Below are 17,048 nucleotides of genomic sequence, written 5' to 3'. Positions count from 1 at the left end.
AAGATTTGCCCGAAATCACGTAAACGCGCCTATGGTCGATGCCATGGCCCACAGCATAAACACCCCGGCGGCAAGCGACGCGCCGTTGACCACGATGCCAGCCAGGCCGAGCAAACGATTGTCGTTTGGACGACCCAGCGCCATCAGCCCGAAGACCGCGCCGGTAAGATGCGCCAATGGCCCGACCAGGAAAAATACCGCCATGAAGAAGCCTGTCACACTGTGCTGGATAAGCACGGACGCGTCGCTCGGCATTGCCATCAACGCGGTGATCGCCATCGCGCCTGCCACCAATGCAGCCAGCGCTAGAACAACGGACCATTCGCCGAACCTGCTTTTCGCAACGACGCCCAGCAAAGCGGCGTCGCTTCTTCCCCATTGTGCCATCGTACCCTCTGCCCCTCGTTCAGCGCGTGGCGGGTTTGAACCGATCCACGCGTGACGCTTAGTTACCCCCGTAGAGTTGCAAAACCGCTAAGAACCCCAGCTTCAGGCCCAATGGCCGCTTTTGGGGAGCCATCCGTCAAAACCGATGCTCGGCATAAAACTCCAGCACGCGCTGCTTGAAGGTCTTGTCGCCGACCGCCAGCATATGGTCGCGGCCTTCGATGTGAAAAGCCCTGGCGTTGGGCATCAAAGCGGCGAGTTCATCCGGCGAGCCGCCGATGTCGTCCTTGGTTCCCACCGCAATCAAGGTCGGCTGGGCAATGCGGGCAATGTCGGCCTCGCTCAGCAATTCGCGTGAGGTGGCGATGCAGGCGGCGAGCGCCCGGCGATCGCTGCGGGTCTGATCGGCGAAGGCGCGGAACGAGCGGCCGCGCGGATCGCTGGTGCCTGCCGGATCGTCGGCCAGAAGGGCGTCGGCTATCGGATCCCAGTCGCCGACGCCGTCGACCATGCCGACGCCGAGACCGCCGAAGACCAGCGTCGCCACCTTCTCCGGGTCGGAGAGCGCCAGGAAGGCCGATATGCGCGCGCCCATCGAATAACCCATGACATGAGCGCGTTCGATGCCGAGATGGTTCAAAAGCGCTGCCGCGTCCGACGCCATTTTTGCCGGCGTGTAGTCGGCTTCGTCATAGCTCTTCGACGACGACCCATGGCCGCGATTGTCAAAGGCGATGGCACGGTAGCCGGCGTCGTTCAGCGCCTTGAACCAGCCGGGCGACACCCAGTTGACGTAATGGCTCGAGGCAAAGCCGTGGATCATCAGCACCGGATCGCCCTGCCCCGATGCCGGCTGGCGGTCAAGGAAAGCAAGGTCGAAACCGTCATGGGAGAAGAACTGCATCGGCCGAAGATCCTGCCCGCTCAGTCGGAATCGACACTCGGCGCATCGCCCTTGTCGGGCGGCGGCATGGCCGGCCCCGGCGCCGTGCCGATGGCCGGATGGCGCAGCAGGTCGCCGTCCTCAATGCCCTTTTTGGCGGCGGTGCCTGCCTTGAGCTCGAGTACGAAGCGCACCGGCTCGTCCGGCGAGATGATCGCCTCCGACTGCGGCTCGCCTTGCCTGATCGCCCGGATCCGGCCGTCCTGGCCGACGAAGACCAAGTCGAGCGGCATCGGCGTATTCTTCATCCAGAAGCTCACATCCTGCGGCGCACCGAACACGAACAGCATGCCGTGATTGTCGGCCATGTGGTGGCGGAACATCAGGCCGGCCTCGCGCTCGGCGGGCGTGTCGGCGATTTCGACCGAAAAAGAACGCTCGCCGGCCTTCGTCACCGCGACCAGCGGCGCCGGGTCGACGGGAAGGATCATCGCCTTGCCGTCGGCGGAACTCGGTTGCTGAAAATAGAAGAACGCACTTGCGGCGACGATGAGGAAAATCCCGGCGCAGAGCGCGCCCGCCGTCAGCCGGTTCCTGTGAGCCATATGAAATCCTCGGCCGGAACTAATGCGAGACCGGCAAGGTACCCATATCGGGGTGAATTTCGGCAGCCATAAGGCCTTTGTCGCCGCGTCCGAAGCGGACCAGCACCACCTGGCCCGGCCGGAGTTCGGTGATGCCGTAGCGGCGCAGCGTCTCCATGTGGACGAAAATGTCCTCGGTGCCCTCGCCCCGGGTCAGAAAGCCGAACCCCTTGGTACGGTTGAACCATTTGACCAGCGCCCGTTCGAGGCCGCTTTCCGGCGTCACCGCGACATGGGTGCGCTGCTCCTGTAGCTCCGCCGGATGCACCGCCGTGGTGACATCCATCGAGAGCACGCGGAAGGCCTGCAGCCCGCGCTCGCCCTGCTTGACCAGGCAGACGACACGGGCGCCTTCCAGGGCGGTCTGAAAACCATCCTTTCGAAGGCATGTCACATGGAGGAGGATGTCGCCCGAAGTACCATCATCGGGAAGGATGAAACCGTAGCCCTTGGCCACGTCGAACCATTTGATGGCGCCGGCGATTTCGACGAGATCGGCCGTATCGGCGCTCTCATCCCGCTTCAACGTATCGTTACCGGCCCCGTCCCGCCCCATGAAAGAGGCCTTTTCCCCCATAAGAACGCCCCCTTTTTTCAAGAAACACTGCAACTGATTCTTGGTATCAGATTAACACCGCGGCTTCCGGTGTGTGCAAGACCTGACGTGCCTTTTTTCACGGTTCCATACAGGAATAGCGGATTTGCCGTTTGCCGGCGCCGGCAAACGTGGCCAATTGCCCTTTGGCCGGGCCGCCCCTATGTTGCGCCGCAACGCAACATAAGGAGGAAATCATGCGCTATCTGCACACCATGGTCCGCGTCGCCGACATCGATGCTTCGCTCGATTTCTACTGCAACAAGCTTGGCCTCAAGGAAGTGCGCCGCCATGAAAACGAGCAGGGCCGCTACACGCTGATCTTCCTCGCCGCCCCCGAAGACGAGCAAAGCGGCATCAGCGAGAAAGCGCCGCTGGTCGAGCTGACCTACAATTGGGACCCGGAAGACTACAAGGGCGGCCGCAATTTCGGCCATCTCGCCTATGAGGTCGACGACATCTACGCCACCTGTCAGCGGCTGATGGACAATGGCGTTACCATCAACCGGCCGCCGCGCGACGGCAACATGGCGTTCGTCAAATCGCCGGACGGCATCTCGATCGAGCTGTTGCAGAAAGGTCCGGCCAAGCCGAAGGCCGAGCCGTGGGCGTCGATGCCGAACACCGGCAGCTGGTAACCGATCACGCCATCTTGAGCCGGCATTGCTGGGCGGGTTGTGTCTAATGGGGAGGATCGCTCGGCAAGCCTTTGGCTGGTGAGCCGTGGTCCTTCGGTGAGCTTGCTACTCAGGCAGCAGCGGTACAATCCTGACGGTGGCGGACCGAGCGCGCGCACCGATCATCGGGCTAAGGTACGGGTTTCCGCGATGCTTCGCCCGATAGGCGTCATCGATACGGTCGTTGATCGGCCCGTCGACCGGCTCGAAGGCGACGTCCTTCGTCATGCGAGCGGCGATGATCCGTCCGCCCTTCTGCCGGATGGCGGCTTGGTACCATCGTGAGTCCTGTCCATTGTAGCCGCGCGCATAGAGGACGCCGTCGACTGCCACGGACCAGATCCAGGTTGGGGTGCCATATGTCACGCCATCTTCCCTGAACGGCGCAATGTGCAAGTTGTCGGCTTCGGCGATCTCGCGCAATTCGTCTTCAGACCATCTCGTCATGTCTGGGCCTCCCCTCTTCGACGAGTCCGCAATATTCATGTCCCATCGGTGTCGGCCCGGAGGACGCTTGCAGGCCGCGGTAGGGCCAGAGGTCCGACCCGCATACGCAGGTCGCCGCGATCCGGATGATGGCATCGGTCGAGGCCAGGATTTTCGGCTCGGCACGGTCCTCGAAACGCACGTCTCCCGGACCGTATAGAACTGCTCCTTGCATGGTTTTCCTCGTCCTCTTCAGCGCATGACAAAACCGCCGTCCACCGAGATGGACTGGCCGGTCACATAGCTCGCAGCGTCGCTGCAGAGCCACAGGACTGCATTCGCAATTTCCTCGGGGCGGCCAACCCGTCCCATCGGAATGCTCTTTTCCATCGCCCTGAGCGCATCGCCCTGACCGCCGGCCACCATCTGGTCGGCCATCGGCGTCCAAATGAGCCCTGGGCATATGGCGTTGATACGGATGCCGCGTGCTGCATATTCGAGAGCCGCGCTCTTGGTGAACCCAAGCACTCCGTGCTTGGCGGCATGGTAGATCCCGCGCTCGGCACCTCCCACAAGTCCCCCGAGTGAAGAGCAATTGACGATCGCGCCGCTACCCTGGTTGCGCATCTGCTGCAGTTCGAATTTCATGCAGCTCCATTCGCCGCGGAGATTGATCCCCATGACTCGGTCGTAATCTTCCCGGGTGGCGTCGGCCGTTTCCGCGAGGACATTCTGCACGCCCGCATTGTTGTAGGCGGCATCGAGCCGGCCGAAGGCCGCGACCGTATGCGCGACCATGGCTTCGACCTGTGCGTCATCGGCGACATCGCAACGAATGGCGAGGACCTTATGGCCTTGAGCGGTCAGTTCATCGACCGCAGCACGCACCGCGTCTTCGTTCCAGTCGGCGAGCGCGACGGACGCCCCCGATTCCGCGAAGGCTTTCGCTGTGGCGAGGCCCAGTCCGGACGCCGCGCCTGTCACCAGCGCGACCCTCCCCTCGAATGCAATGTTCATGGAAATATCTCCTGTAAATGTGTCGGTTCGGCGTGTGCGCCGCTAACGCCGCGTGAGCTCCGCCTCGGTCGCCTTGCACGGTGATTTGCGCGGCAGCGTCCTCGATGTGCCGTAGATCGTCGGGCGAGAGCTCGATCCCTGCCGCGGCGATGTTCTCCTCGAGCCGGTTGAGCTTGGTGGTGCCTGGGATTGGGACGATCCAGGGCTTTTGCGCCAGCAGCCAGGCGAGCGCGATCTGTGCGGGCGTCGCGCGTTTCTGCGCGCCGATTCTTTCCAGCAGGTCGACCACGGGGCGGTTCGCCTTGCGGGCCTCGGGCGTAAAGCGCGGCAAGCTGGCGCGGTTGTCGTTACCGCCGAAGCTGGTGGTTTCGTCGATCTTGCCGGTGAGGAAGCCCCTGCCCAGCGGGCTGTAAGGGACGAAGCCGATCCCCAGTTCCTCGCAAGCGGGCAACACCTCCGCCTCGGGCTCACGCCACCACAGGGAATATTCGCTCTGGATCGCCGCGACCGGCTGAACCGCATGGGCGCGGCGGATGGTCGAGGCGCCTGCCTCGCTGAGACCGAACTGCTTGACCTTGCCTTGCGCGATCAGGTCCTTCATCGCGCCGGCGACGTCCTCGATCGGGACGTCGGGATCGACCCGGTGCTGATAGAACAGGTCGATCGCATCGACCCGCAGCCGCTTCAGCGACCCTTCGGCCGCTTGCCGGATGCGTTCGGGGCGGCTATCGAGCCCGCTGGATCTGCAGCGACTGAAGTCGTGGCCGAACTTGGTGGCGATGACGACGTCCTTGCGGAACGGCTCCAGCGCCTCCCCCACGAGTTCCTCATTGGTGAACGGACCATATACCTCGGCGGTGTCGAAGAAGGTGACACCGCGCTCGACCGCCGCCCGGACGAGCGCGATCGTCTCCTGACGGTCTGGAGCCGGGCCACGGTGATAATTCAGGCCCATGCAGCCCAGCCCGATGGCCGAGACCACAAGGCCGCTGTCACCGAGCGTGCGGTTCAGCATTCTCATTCTCCCGCGTCGGTTTCTTCGAAGACCTTGCGCGCGATTCCGACCGCCGTGCTGGCGGTGGGCCAGCCGGCGTAGAAGGCGAGATGGGTGATCGTCTCGACCAGTTCGTCGCGCGTGACGCCGTTCTGGAACGCAAATTTCAGGTGGAACGGCAGCTCGTTTGTCCGGTAGAGGGCGATCAGCGTCGCCACTGAGATCAGGCTGCGGTCGCGCGGCGACAGGCCGGGCCGCTTCCAGACATCGCCGAACAGAACGTCATCGGTGTAGCCCGCGAGCGCGGAAGCGATGTCCCCAAACGGACTGCAGAAGGCTTTGGGCTTTTCGCTCATCGGAGACTCTCCTTGGTGGGCCGGCGAGATATTCCTCATCCGTCACTTTCTCCGTCCACTCGACCGCCTTGCCGTCGAGGGCTTCGGTGACGGGAAGATGGGTCATCGCCGTCGTGGGCGTCGCGCCGTGCCAGTTGTGTGGCAGGCTGTTCTGCTCGCAAGCAATATAAGGGTCGCCCAATCATGCGATTAGGTGCTAGTTTGTGCATGTACTTGTGAGTGAGATTCAGCAATGGCTCGAGCGAACCTCAACGATCTTGCCGCCTTCGTCATGGTCGCGAGCGAGCGAAGTTTCACTCGGGCCGCCGCCAAGCTCGCCATCTCTCCATCCGCCCTGAGCCACGGGATGCGTACGCTCGAAGAGCGGCTGGGAGTTCGGCTGCTCACGCGGACGACCCGCAGCGTGACGACGACAGAGGCGGGTGAACGCCTCCTTCGGACCTTGGCTCCGCGGTTCGCGGAGATCGACTTCGAACTCGCGGCGCTCAGCGAATTGCGGGAGAAGCCGGCCGGCAACATCCGTATTACGACGGATGAATATGCCGTTGGGGCCGTGCTCTGGCCCGCGCTTCACAAGCTGCTTCCGCGCTATCCCGACATAAAATTGGAGATCGTCATCGACTACGGCCTGACCGATATCGTCGCGGAGCAATACGACGCCGGCGTGCGGCTCGGCGGGATGGTGGCCAAGGACATGATCGCCGTACCCATCGGGCCGATTTTGCGCATGGCAGCGGTCGCGGCGCCGTCCTACTTCGCCGAACGCCCAATGCCGCGAACGCCTCAGGATCTGACGAGCCACGACTGCATCAATCTTCGCCTGCCGACCTATGGCGGACTTTATGCCTGGGAATTTGAGAAGAACGGCCGGGAGCTGCGGGTGCGCGTCGACGGACAACTGACGTTCAACAGCGGGAATCCGATGTTGCAAGCCGCTCTGGATGGTTTCGGCGTGACTTACTTGCCGCAGGGCCAGGTTCAGCCCTACCTCGACAGCGGCCAACTCGTCCAAATGCTCTCGGACTGGACCCCGCCCTATTCGGGATATCACCTCTATTACCCGAGCCGACGCCAGCCGACGCCTGCGTTCAGCATCGTTGTGGAGACCCTGCGATACCGGGGCTGACGCGGGAGAAGATCGGCGGTCAATCGACCCGAGTTAATGATCGCGAGCACGTTCGTTCGCGCGGTCCGCGTCTGGCGCCGATGTGTCGCGAGTTTTGGCCCCGCCTGGGGACGGATGCGTCCGGCAGCCTTTGCCGATCCGCGAGGCGGCACCTATCTATCCGATTGTCGCGCCCGCCTCCCAGGCTGGCGCCCAATCACGCCAACAGGGGCGTGCCCCAGGAGAATTCATTTATGCCGACCAGCCATGTCGACGTCGCCACCGAACACGCCAGCCGCTATCTGCAGCAGCTGTGCAAACATTGGGCGCACAAGTTTCCCGTCGAATTCGACCCGAACCACGGCACCATCGATCTGACGCTCGGCCGCACGGTTCTCGATGCCGACCCGGCTGCGCTGCACATTGCGGTGACGACCGATGAAGCCGGCTCGCTCGAGCGCCTGGAAACGGTCGTCGCCGAGCACATCAAGCGCTTCGCCTTCCGTGAAGCGCTGGCATTCGACTGGAAACGCGCTCCGGCCGCGTAGACGACCTGTCAACCGCCGGCCTTGGCCATGTCCAGCAGCATCAGCACGGTGCGCCAATTACGCGCCGTGCCCGGCACCTTCAGAACGCGCGGAATGAGATTGGCAAACACCGATTTGCCGAGCCCGTCAGGCGCATGCAGGTAGAGCACGTCGCCCTTGATCTCGAAGCGTTCTGGCCCGGTGCATTTTTCCGCCAGCCGGGCGACCTCCTCGGCGGTCGGCCGGCGCTCCAGCGCATAGGCATGCAGCTTCGTCGGCTCGCCGGCCACTTCCGGATAGGGATTGTCCGCCGCCAGCCGCTCGAGCCAGCCGAGATCGCGCACCATGATGCGTGAATGGAACCCCCATTTCTTCTCGAATTCCGCTTCCAACCGCTTGGTCAGCGTCGCCGCATCGCCATCTGGCGACCGGAACACGGCGTTGCCGCTCTGCACATAGGTGGCGACATCGGAGAAGCCGAGCTGCTCAAAAAATGACCTGAGTTCCGCCATCTTGACGATGCGGTTGCCGCCGACATTGATGCCGGAAAACAGCGCGATAAAAACGTTCGCCGGAGCGTTCGGAAGATCGTTGCTGCTCATATGATGAACCCGGCGAGCGTCTCGTTGTCGGTGATGTCCTGGTAATGGACGCTCTCGGCGTCGAAATTCGCCTTGAGCAGGTCGAAATTGCGGCGGTCCTTGGTTTCGATGCCGATCAGCACCGAACCGAAATTGCGCGCTGATTTCTTCAGATATTCGAAGCGGGCGATGTCGTCGTCGGGACCCAGCAATTCGAGGAAATCGCGCAGCGCGCCGGGCCGTTGCGGAAAGCGGATGATGAAGTATTTCTTCAAGCCCTCGAAGCGCAGCGCCCGTTCCTTCACATCCGGCAGCCGCTCGAAATCGAAATTGCCGCCCGACACCACGGCAACGATGGTCTTGCCCCTGATTTCCTTCCTGGAAAAATCTTTGAGCGCATCGATCGCCAGCGCGCCGGCCGGCTCGAGCACGACGCCTTCGACATTGAGCATTTCGATCATGGTCGCGCAGAGCCGGTTTTCCGGGATCAGCCGCACGGTGTCGGCGGCAAACTCCCTGAGGTGGCGCAGCGGCTCGCGGCCGATCTCGGCCACTGCTGCGCCGTCGACGAAATTGTCGACCTTGGCGAGCTTGACCCGCTTTCCGGTGGCGAGGCTCTCGCTCAGGCTCGGCGCGCCGAGCGGCTCGCAAAAGACGAAGCGTGTTTCACGCTGCTGGTCGGCGAAATAATGGGTGACGCCGGCGGCCAGGCCGCCGCCGCCGACCGGCAGCATGACAATGTCGGGCATGCGCGCGCCGGGCATCTGGCCTGATATCTCGTAGGCGACGGTCGCCTGCCCTTCGATAATGTCCTTGTGGTCGAAAGGCGGCACCATGTGGGCGCCGGCAGTTTCGGTGAATTCGAGTGCGGCGCGATAGCAGTCGTCGAAGAAATCGCCGACCAGCCTGATCTCGACGAACGCGCCGCCGAACAGCCGCGTCTTGTCGATCTTCTGCTGCGGCGTGGTCACCGGCATGAAGACGACGCCCTTCTTGCCGAAATGGCGGCAGACGAAGGCAAAGCCCTGCGCATGATTGCCGGCCGAAGCGCAGACGAACAGCTCGGCATTGTTACCGGCAGCGAGCGCCTTGCGGAAGAAGTTAAAGGCGCCGCGGATCTTGTAGGAGCGCACCGGCGTCAGGTCCTCGCGCTTCAGCAGCACCCGCGCGCCGGTCTTCTTCGACAGATAGTCGTTTTCCTGCAGCGGCGTCTCCGGAAAAATCTCGCGGATCGCCGCAGCGGCGGCAGCGACGCGAGAGGAGAAACTGGTCATGGCAAGAGCACCCCACAGGCTACGCGAGTTCGGTCCCGCTATTGCATATCTGGCCTCGTGAAGCCATTGTCCGGCCGCCCCGAAGGGGCATTTCCGGAATCAACGTAAGCATTTGGGGGCGTTTGCTCATGCCTGTCGCATCGGTAGCCCGGAAAACCGTGTCGCTGCCGGAGTTCGGCGAGCCGACGGTGATGCCGCTAGTGCCCCGCGCCACCTATGAGGCCCGTATCGCGGCGCTGGTCGCACTTGGCGGGTTCGATGCCTTCGTCGTCTATGGCGACCGCGAACATGCGGCCAATGTCGCCTACCTCTGCGGCTACGATCCGCGCTTCGAGGAGACGCTGCTCATCATCGTTCCCGGCAAGCCGCCGAAACTGCTGGTCGGCAACGAGGGCTGGGGCTATGCCGAGATCTGCGACGGGCCTTACGAGCGCGTGCTCTACCAGACGTTCTCGCTGCCGGCGCAGCCGCGCGACCGCTCGCAGTCGCTTTCCGACATCCTTGCCGATTGCGGCCTGAAGGCCGGCCAGCGCATCGGCGCCATCGGCTGGAAACCGCTCGGCCCCGGCGATTCCGGCTTTGGCGAAACGACGCTCGACCTGCCGTCCTTCATCGCCGACACGCTGCGTACCATTGCCGGCGATAGGGGCACGGTCGTCAACGCGGCGAACCTTTTGATGAACCCCGCCGACGGCCTGCGCGCCATCAATGAGGCCGACCAACTGGCCGCGTTCGAATTCGCCGCGACCTATTCCTCGCAAGGCCTGCGCAATGTCCTGCAAGGCATCGAACCCGGCATGACCGAATTGCAGGCGGCGCAGCTGATGGGCATCAACGGCCTGCCGCAATGCTGTCACCCGATGCTGTCGGCCGGCAAGCGTGCGGCCTATGGCCTGCCGAGCCCGCGCCTCGACATCATCAAGCGCGGCGACCCGATCACCATGGCCTATGGCATCCAGGGCTCGCTCAATGCCCGCGCCGGTTTTCTGGTCGAGGACGCGGCCGAGCTTCCGAGGGGCATCCAGGACTATGTCGAGAAGCTGGTCGCGCCCTATTTCTGCGCCGTCGTCGACTGGTACGAGACGGTCGGCATCGGCGTTCCCGGCGGCGCGTTGTGGCAAGCGGTGCACGACCGCATCGGCGATCGGTTCTTCGGCGTAGCGCTCAACCCCGGCCATCTCATCCATATCGACGAATGGATGCATTCGCCGGTATTTTCCGGCTCCGACATCAGATTGAAGTCGGGCATGGCCTTGCAGGTCGACATCATCCCGGCGACCGGCACCGATTATTTCACCACAAACATCGAGGACGGCATCGCGCTGGCCGACGAGGCGCTGCGCGAAGAGATCGCCGCGCGCTATCCCGAAGCCTGGCGCCGCATCGAGGCGCGCCGCGCCTTCATGACCGACGTGCTCGGCATAAGGCTGAAGCCGGAAGTGCTGCCGTTTTCCAACATTCCGGCGTTCCTGCCGCCGTTCTGGCTTTCGCGCAACAGTGCGATGGCAGTCGCGAGGCGCTGAGCGCATTTCGGCGCCTGCGACTTACTTCCGCCGCACTTGGCCTGTCCGGGAGGTGCGGCGGAGGTGGATGGGCCTTTGGTCAGGCCGGAGTGGAATTGCTTAAGTGCCCTTGAAGACGATTTGTATCATTCTCATTGCCGCGCTGCTCGCCGGCTGCGGCGGGCGCCAAACCGAGGAACTGCTCGGCAGCGCCATGATGGCGGTGCCGGTGACGGAAATCGCCGGCAACCACTCGATCTTCATCGCAACCACGCGCAAGCGCTCCGACGATCCCGATAAGGTCTTCGACGGCGAGCGCTCGGCGACGCTGAACTATGCCCGCGTCAACGTCACCGTCCCCGGTATCCACAAGACAGGCCAGATCGAGCGGCGCTCGCGCGGCAAGTCGGACGATCCGGCCAAATACTTCATGGCTTCCGAGGTCGTCGGATACGACACCCAGCCGAAATTCTCCAGCGCGCTCAGCGCCGACATCGCGGCGCGCGGCGGCCGTGTCATGGTCTTCGTCCACGGCTACAACACCGGCTTCGACGACGCGGTCTACCGCGTCACCCAGATCACCCATGATTCCGGCTATCCGGGCACGCCGGTGCTGTTTTCCTGGGCGTCGGGCGCCAAGACCACCGACTATGTCTACGACAAGGAAAGCGCCAGCGTTGCCCGCGACCAGCTGGAAGTGACGCTGAGAATGCTGGCGCAGACCGGCGCGCGGCGCATCGACATCGTTGCCCATTCGCTGGGAACCTGGGTCACCATGGAGGCGCTGCGCCAGCTCGCCATTACCGGCGACCGCGACCTCGGCGGCAAGCTCGGCGACGTCGTGCTGGCCTCGCCCGACATCGACGTCGACGTGTTCAAGAGCCAGATGCGCCGCTACGGCAAGCCGGACAAGCCGTTCATCCTGCTGCTCTCCGACGACGACCGGGCGCTGCGGCTCTCCGGCCTGATAGCCGGCGCGCGGCCGCGCGTCGGCGACTACAAGAACGCCGCCGACCTCGCCAGCTATGGCGTGTCGGTCGTCGATCTCTCCAGCGTCAAGGGAACCGACCGCTTCAACCACACCAAATTCGCCGATAATCCGGAATTGGTGCAGTTGATCGGCCAGAAGCTGCGCGAGGATGACGGGTTTGCCAGCGACCGCGAAGTGACAGACCGCATCGCCTCGGTCGGACAATAGCTGCATTGCGCGGCAGCGACCGTTGACCATTGCCGCACAATCGGAACAGTTTGAACTGGACCGTGCCGGCCTCTGCCTCTATCGAATAGGCCAAGACGTCTCCGGCTCGACGTCGCCTTTGCGGGAGCCCGCGTGATCGTGCCTTCGAAGATCTTTCTCGTCGTTGCGTTCGCGCTCGCGGTTACCGGCTGCGCCGGCCAGAACACGCACGATCTGCTCAACAAGACGACGATCATCGTGCCTGCTTCGGACATTGCGGCGACGCACAAGATCTTCGTCGCCACAACCCGGCAAAAGGCAATGAAAGAGCCCCGGCAGGTGTTCGACGGCGACCGTTCGCCGACCACCAGCTTTGCCAGCGTCGAGGTGACGGTGCCCAAAATCCACCAGCTCGGCGCCATCGAGCGGGTCAAGGGCTCGGCCAACAGCAATCCGGCGAAGGATTTCACGGCGACCGGCGTCACCTTCTACGAAGGCGCCCCGCAATTCGCCAAGGCGGTCGGCGCCGACATCGCTATGCGCGGCGACCGCGCGCTGGTTTTCGTGCACGGCTTCAACAATGGCTTCGACGACGGTATCTACCGGCTGACGCAGATCGCGCACGACACGAAATATCCGGGCACGCCGGTGCTGTTTTCGTGGGCGTCGAGCGGCAAGACGACCGGCTACATCTACGACAAGGAAAGCGCCAATGCGGCGCGCGACGATCTCGAAGCGACGCTGCGCATGCTCGCCAAGAGCCGCGCCAAGAGCATCGACATCATTGCCCATTCGATGGGGACCTGGGTGACCATGGAAGCGTTGCGCCAGCTTGCCATCACCGGCGACCGCGACCTCGGCGGCAAGCTCGGCTACGTCATCCTGGCCTCACCCGATATCGACGTCGACGTGTTCAAGAAGCAGATGATCCGCTACGGCAAGCCCGACAAGCCGTTCGCCGTGCTGCTTTCGGGCGACGACCGGGCGCTCAGGCTGTCGACCCTGATCTCCGGCGACAAGCCACGCGTCGGCGACTATGGCGACGCGGCCGACCTCGCCAGCTATGGCGTCTCGGTGGTCGACCTGACCAAGACCAAGGGCGGCGACCGGCTGAATCACGCCAAATTCGCCGACAACCCGTTCCTGGTGCAGCTGCTCGGCGACCGCCTGCGCGCCCCGGCGGGCCTTGCCTCCGAAGAGACCGCGCCGGCCCAGCTCGACAATCTCGGCCAGGGCCTCGGCAAGGCCGTCGGTTCGGTCGCCGAAATCGTCATCACCACGCCGTTCAAAGTGCTGACCATCGCCACCGGCGGGTGAGCCGACCTCTGCTGCCAAACGGCAACGTTGGTGGTTGGCCGCGAGTCAATAAAAACGCCCGGTAGCGATCCTTCGCGCCCCCCTCTGTCCTGCCGGACATCTCCCCCTCTAGTGGGGAGATTGGCCGCCACTTTCGGCTTTCGCCAATCTCCAACTCTGACGAACAACGCACTGTCGACGAAACTGCCAATCTCCCCCCTTGAGGGGGGAGATGTCCGGCAGGACAGAGGGGGGCGCTCTCTCGCCGGCATCAAAAAGGTTTCCACACCGCTGCCACCCTAAACGAACAGATCGACCTTCTGAAAAGTCGTCACGTCGATAAGGCCGACGTCGGAAATTCTGAGCTCGGGGATGACGACCAGCGCCAGCAGCGAGTGCTGCATGTAGGCGTTGTTGAGCGAGCAGCCCATCTGGCGCATGGCGTCGCTGAGTTGGTCCGCCTTGGCGGCGACGATTTCCGCCCGCTCGTTGGACATCAGCCCGGCGATCGGCATTTCGACCAGCGCCAGCTCCTTGCCCTTGGAGAACAGCACGACGCCGCCGCCGACCTCGCCCAGCCGGTTCACCGCCAATGCCATGTCCTGCTTGTTGGTGCCGACGACGATAATGTGGTGGGCATCATGCGCCACGCTCGATGCCATGGCGCAGTCGCCGATATAGCCGAAGCCGGAGACGAAGGCGTTGGTGACGCCGCCCGTGCCCTTGTGGCGCTCGACCAGCGCGATCTGGCAGACGTCGTTGCGGCGGTCCATGGCGACCAGCCCGTCCTCGACGGCAAGATCGGCCTCCAGCGCCCGCGTCGGCGCCTGGTTTTCGATGACGCCGATGACCCGCACCCGCACCTCGTTGGCGCCCAGGGGTGCGGCGATGTCGAAATCGCCGGGCTTGAGCTTCCTGCCGAGCTTGACGGTGTTCTTCGCCGTCTTCGGATAGTCGTAGGCCGGAATGTCGATTTCGAGCTTGCCGCCCTTGGCCAGCCTGACGCCGCGGCCATAGACCTCGTCGATGGTCATTTCGGCGAGGTCGGAGACGATCAGCAGATCGGCGAGCCGTCCCGGCGCGATCGAGCCGATCTCGCGCTCCAGCCGGAAATGCTGGGCGGTGTTGAGCGTCGCCATCTGGATCGCCGTCACCGGCTTCAAGCCCTGGCTGATAGCGTGGCGGACGACCCGGTCCATATGGCCTTCGTGCACCAGCGTGCCGGAATGGCTGTCGTCGGTGCACAGGATGAAGTTGCGCGGGTCGAGCCCGCTCTCGGTCACCGCCTTGATCTGCAAGGCGACGTCATACCAGGCCGAGCCCAGCCGCAGCATTGCCTTCATGCCCTGGCGGACGCGGGCGATGGCGTCCTCGGCGCGCGTGCCTTCGTGGTCATCCTCGGGGCCGCCGGCGACATAGCCGTGGAACGGCAGGCCGAGATCGCGCGAGGCATAATGCCCGCCGACCGTCTTGCCGGCCCTCACCGTCGCCGCGATCTCGCCCGACATCACCGGATCATTGGCGGCGACGCCGGGAAAATTCATCACCTCGCCGAGCCCGATGATGTTCTCCCAGGTCATCGCCTCGGCAACGTCGGCGACGGTCAGCTCGGCGCCGGCATGCTCCAGCCCCGGTGCCGAAGGCACGCAGGACGGCATCTGCACGAGCACGTTGACCGGCATGGCGACGGCCTCGTCATGCATCAGCCGCACGCCCGGCAGGCCGAGCACGTTGGCGATCTCATGCGGATCGATGAACATCGAAGTTGTGCCATGCGGGATCACCGCGCGGCAGAATTCCGTCACCGTCACCATGCCGCTCTCGACATGCATATGCGCGTCGCAAAGCCCCGGCACCAGATAGCGGCCGCCGGCATCGACCACCTTGGTGCCCTGGCCGATGGCATGGCCGGCGTTCGGGCCGCAATAGGCAAAGCGGCCGCCGGCAATGGCGATGTCGGTGCCGGCGATGATCTCGCCCGAATGGACGTTGACCCAGCGCCCGTTGCGGATGACGAGATCGGCGGGTTTGCGGCCCATGGCGACATCGACCAGGTGCGTCGCCATCTCGGCCCAGGGTTTTGGTTTCGTCGCATTGGCGGTCTTCGGCATCAACAGGCTCCTCTTTGCCCGACTGTGCCAAGCCGCGATGATTTTGACCAGCGAGGAAGTAAGCGCGGACGGCGAAGTTGCAGATCTCCCCCCCTCGAGGGGGAGATGTCGCCGAAGGCGACAGAGGGGGTCGGGACGTCCTGACGCGAACCTTTACCGCGAACAAAACAGGCTGGCGCTCGACGCGCGACGACCCCCCTACCGGCCATCTCCCCCTCAAGGAGGGAGATCGATGCGCCATGGCCTTCGCCAATCGCCAAGGGCATTTTGTGCCGGCCGCAGCAACTTTGTTCTTGCTTTGTGCCGGCAGCTATGCTACTAATTTGGGTATGGTGCCAATTGGCTCCAACGACCCGCCTCCCGAGGCGGGTTTTTTTGTTATTGCGCCATTCATGGCAAATGGCCCAGGCGGAATACGATTCCGTTGCGGCCAATCAGCTTTCGTCTCGTTAGAGGATCCTTCTGAATCGACGGTCGCGGAGTTTGACGCACTCCATCGTTCGAGCCTTCGGCCGGTTCACTCAATTCGATCCCGAACTGTCATTTTTTGCTTGGATCGTCCGCCGGGTTGACGTAGGTGATCTTGAATGGCCCCTCGCCATGAACCTGGATGATCGTGTCGCTTGTTGTCCAGGCGAAGTGATTCATTCCGGCCGGCGCGACGCCGAAGCCGCCAGCAGTCAGTTCGACGCCTTTCGACTCGTCGAACTTATCGCCCATTCCAACATGGAAGTTGCCGGAAAGCACCGTTACGTATTCCGTGGTGGGATGATTATGTGCGGCAATTTTGTAGCCGGCGGGTGTCTTCAACCGCAGCACATAGGCGCCGTCCTTTGAGGGATCTCCAGCGACAACAGCCATTTCCGCACCAGCGGGAATGACAGCAGGAGCAGGACCCCATTTGATGTCTTTGGCGTTCATCGGCATCTCATCGGCAAACAGAGGCGCCGTCCCAACAAGCAGCAGTGCCAGGGCAGAGGCAAGCTTGAGCATGACAATCTCCCAGTGTTTGTAGAGGACGGCGTCGAGCATCGGAGCGCCGATCCACTTGCCACTTCGAGCCTATCAGGGCAGAGCGCCCGAACGCATCCTGCGAACGGGGGACGCGCATTCGCGGTAGCCGCGGAAGCTGCCGCTAAAAACATTTCCAGGTGAAACGATTTTGTTTGTATCACTGTAGGTGATCGGCCTCGCCAGCTTCCAGTGCCAGATTTGTCGACGGCAGAAGACGGCTTGACGGCCTTTGGCTGGCGGCTGAAAAGGGCTGGCCTGCGGACGTGGCGGAATTGGTAGACGCAAGGGACTTAAAATCCCTCGATCTCTGATCGTACGGGTTCGATTCCCGTCGTCCGCACCAACCGCGTCCTGTGCGGCACCCGCAAAGGGTCTCAAAACACAGCATGGCGGAACACACGGACACGAGCCGCAGCTAGGTCGACCGTCCTGCCGAAATGGTCGGGCGAAAGGCGCTCCCAAATTGGTCGTGGAACTCACGT

At 63.4% G+C, this 17,048-nt stretch carries 17 protein-coding genes, 1 tRNA gene and 3 pseudogenes; 7 read left to right on the top strand and 14 right to left on the bottom strand.

The window, feature by feature from the left end; translation table 11 throughout:
* Positions 1–15: 15 nt before the first annotated feature.
* The 4 genes from NKI29_RS20655 to NKI29_RS20640 form a co-directional block, all read right to left on the bottom strand.
* Positions 16–387 carry a hypothetical protein gene (locus tag NKI29_RS20655; RefSeq protein WP_352472741.1) on the bottom strand — a complete coding sequence of 124 codons (372 nt, stop codon included), beginning with the start codon at positions 385–387 and terminating at the stop codon, positions 16–18.
* Between the two features lie 136 nt (positions 388–523).
* Positions 524–1,291, bottom strand: coding sequence for an alpha/beta fold hydrolase (locus tag NKI29_RS20650; RefSeq protein ID WP_352570892.1), 768 nt, complete (start codon positions 1,289–1,291; stop codon positions 524–526).
* Positions 1,292–1,311: 20 nt separating this feature from the next.
* The gene (locus NKI29_RS20645; RefSeq protein WP_352570891.1) at positions 1,312–1,875 is read right to left on the bottom strand and encodes a DUF192 domain-containing protein; all 564 of its coding nucleotides are present in this window, start codon (positions 1,873–1,875) and stop codon (positions 1,312–1,314) included.
* Between the two features lie 19 nt (positions 1,876–1,894).
* On the bottom strand, positions 1,895–2,491 hold the full coding sequence (locus NKI29_RS20640; protein WP_036238076.1) for a cold-shock protein: 597 nt from the start codon (positions 2,489–2,491) through the stop codon (positions 1,895–1,897).
* Positions 2,492–2,706: 215 nt separating this feature from the next.
* On the opposite strand from NKI29_RS20640, the gene gloA reads away from it, so the two are divergent.
* Positions 2,707–3,147 carry a lactoylglutathione lyase gene (gene gloA / locus NKI29_RS20635; protein WP_023674793.1) on the top strand — a complete coding sequence of 147 codons (441 nt, stop codon included), beginning with the start codon at positions 2,707–2,709 and terminating at the stop codon, positions 3,145–3,147.
* Between the two features lie 105 nt (positions 3,148–3,252).
* On the opposite strand, the gene NKI29_RS20630 is transcribed toward gloA, so the two are convergent.
* The 6 genes and pseudogenes from NKI29_RS20630 to NKI29_RS20605 form a co-directional block, all read right to left on the bottom strand.
* Positions 3,253–3,633 carry a DUF2255 family protein gene (locus NKI29_RS20630; RefSeq protein ID WP_023674792.1) on the bottom strand — a complete coding sequence of 127 codons (381 nt, stop codon included), beginning with the start codon at positions 3,631–3,633 and terminating at the stop codon, positions 3,253–3,255.
* Between the two features lie 13 nt (positions 3,634–3,646).
* Positions 3,647–3,847, bottom strand: a pseudogene (locus NKI29_RS20625) (alcohol dehydrogenase catalytic domain-containing protein); the annotation flags it as partial.
* A gap of 17 nt (positions 3,848–3,864) precedes the next feature.
* Positions 3,865–4,629, bottom strand: coding sequence for an SDR family NAD(P)-dependent oxidoreductase (locus tag NKI29_RS20620; RefSeq protein ID WP_352570890.1), 765 nt, complete (start codon positions 4,627–4,629; stop codon positions 3,865–3,867).
* 52 nt (positions 4,630–4,681) lie between these two features.
* Positions 4,682–5,644, bottom strand: a pseudogene (locus NKI29_RS20615) (aldo/keto reductase); the annotation flags it as partial.
* Between the two features lie 2 nt (positions 5,645–5,646).
* Positions 5,647–5,979 carry a carboxymuconolactone decarboxylase family protein gene (locus tag NKI29_RS20610; RefSeq protein WP_023674789.1) on the bottom strand — a complete coding sequence of 111 codons (333 nt, stop codon included), beginning with the start codon at positions 5,977–5,979 and terminating at the stop codon, positions 5,647–5,649.
* A gap of 28 nt (positions 5,980–6,007) precedes the next feature.
* A pseudogene (locus tag NKI29_RS20605) lies at positions 6,008–6,115 on the bottom strand ((R)-mandelonitrile lyase); the annotation flags it as partial.
* Positions 6,116–6,211: 96 nt separating this feature from the next.
* Between NKI29_RS20605 and NKI29_RS20600 the strand changes: the two are divergent.
* Both NKI29_RS20600 and NKI29_RS20595 read left to right on the top strand, forming a co-directional pair.
* Positions 6,212–7,105 carry a LysR family transcriptional regulator gene (locus tag NKI29_RS20600; RefSeq protein WP_352570888.1) on the top strand — a complete coding sequence of 298 codons (894 nt, stop codon included), beginning with the start codon at positions 6,212–6,214 and terminating at the stop codon, positions 7,103–7,105.
* Positions 7,106–7,338: 233 nt separating this feature from the next.
* On the top strand, positions 7,339–7,632 hold the full coding sequence (locus tag NKI29_RS20595; RefSeq protein WP_023674787.1) for a DUF2218 domain-containing protein: 294 nt from the start codon (positions 7,339–7,341) through the stop codon (positions 7,630–7,632).
* Between the two features lie 8 nt (positions 7,633–7,640).
* Here NKI29_RS20595 and NKI29_RS20590 read toward each other — a convergent pair whose 3' ends face one another.
* Together NKI29_RS20590 and ilvA are read right to left on the bottom strand one after the other, a co-directional pair.
* The gene (locus NKI29_RS20590; RefSeq protein WP_031211246.1) at positions 7,641–8,213 is read right to left on the bottom strand and encodes a DUF1697 domain-containing protein; all 573 of its coding nucleotides are present in this window, start codon (positions 8,211–8,213) and stop codon (positions 7,641–7,643) included.
* Positions 8,210–9,466, bottom strand: a complete 1,257-nt coding sequence (ilvA, locus tag NKI29_RS20585) for a threonine ammonia-lyase IlvA (protein WP_023674785.1) — start codon at positions 9,464–9,466, stop codon at positions 8,210–8,212. The genes NKI29_RS20590 and ilvA overlap by 4 nt, the downstream gene beginning before the upstream one ends.
* Positions 9,467–9,594: 128 nt before the next feature.
* Between ilvA and NKI29_RS20580 the strand changes: the two genes are divergently transcribed.
* The 3 genes from NKI29_RS20580 (at position 9,595) to NKI29_RS20570 (ending at position 13,462) form a co-directional block, all read left to right on the top strand.
* Positions 9,595–10,989, top strand: coding sequence for a hypothetical protein (locus NKI29_RS20580; RefSeq protein ID WP_352570886.1), 1,395 nt, complete (start codon positions 9,595–9,597; stop codon positions 10,987–10,989).
* A 103-nt stretch (positions 10,990–11,092) separates the two neighbouring features.
* Positions 11,093–12,166, top strand: coding sequence for an alpha/beta hydrolase (locus NKI29_RS20575; RefSeq protein WP_352637011.1), 1,074 nt, complete (start codon positions 11,093–11,095; stop codon positions 12,164–12,166).
* A gap of 132 nt (positions 12,167–12,298) precedes the next feature.
* Positions 12,299–13,462 (top strand): alpha/beta hydrolase, encoded by a 1,164-nt coding sequence (locus tag NKI29_RS20570; protein WP_352637012.1) that lies wholly within the window; start codon positions 12,299–12,301, stop codon positions 13,460–13,462.
* Positions 13,463–13,740: 278 nt separating this feature from the next.
* Here the strand turns inward: NKI29_RS20570 and ade are convergent, their stop codons facing one another.
* Both ade and NKI29_RS20560 read right to left on the bottom strand, forming a co-directional pair.
* Complete coding sequence (gene ade / locus NKI29_RS20565; RefSeq protein ID WP_352637014.1) at positions 13,741–15,552, bottom strand: adenine deaminase; 1,812 nt, start codon at positions 15,550–15,552, stop codon at positions 13,741–13,743.
* Between the two features lie 540 nt (positions 15,553–16,092).
* Positions 16,093–16,584 carry a cupin domain-containing protein gene (locus NKI29_RS20560; protein ID WP_352637015.1) on the bottom strand — a complete coding sequence of 164 codons (492 nt, stop codon included), beginning with the start codon at positions 16,582–16,584 and terminating at the stop codon, positions 16,093–16,095.
* Positions 16,585–16,823: 239 nt separating this feature from the next.
* Between NKI29_RS20560 and NKI29_RS20555 the strand changes: the two genes are divergently transcribed.
* A tRNA-Leu gene (locus NKI29_RS20555) sits at positions 16,824–16,909 on the top strand.
* Positions 16,910–17,048 lie beyond the last annotated feature (139 nt).

The organism is Mesorhizobium sp. M0678, from assembly GCF_040320505.1.
Taxonomy (GTDB): domain Bacteria; phylum Pseudomonadota; class Alphaproteobacteria; order Rhizobiales; family Rhizobiaceae; genus Mesorhizobium.
Note: the sequence above shows the minus strand (reverse complement) of the source record. Positions and strands in the feature narration are given on the sequence as shown.